The following is a 378-nucleotide window of genomic DNA, read 5'->3' on the forward strand; positions in this document are numbered from 1 at the left end:
CACGATCGTCGACCCGAGGTCACGCCCGGCACATTTGGATGCGGGGACGCCGCCTGGCAGGTGGGACCACACGTGCCGCCGTGCCCGAGCCCGCGCCACCTGGATCTTCTTGCGCTTGCCGGCAGTGATCTCATCGAGGGTGCGCCACACCGTCGGTGCCGAGGCCACCGGGCCCAGGGCCTCCGTTTGGTGGCGCAGGACGCCGATATCGGAGATGGATTCGCCACCATCGGCGAGCATCACCGCGACGTCGATCAACACCCGGCCGCGGTCATGGATCGGGGTGAACCGTCTGCGAGTCATGGCCCCTGACAGTTCGGTGGTCAGCCCCACCTGATCAGCGAGAAGGCGAGGCGCGATGGCTCCGGCGTGGGAGAT

Annotated in this window: 1 pseudogene; it reads right to left on the reverse strand. The window is 68.3% G+C overall.

Features of this window, described 5'->3' with window-relative positions:
- Positions 1 to 378: pseudogene (locus G6021_RS15835) on the reverse strand (IS1380 family transposase); the annotation flags it as partial.

Source organism: Dietzia sp. CW19 (assembly GCF_014145265.1).
Lineage (GTDB): Bacteria > Actinomycetota > Actinomycetes > Mycobacteriales > Mycobacteriaceae > Dietzia > Dietzia natronolimnaea.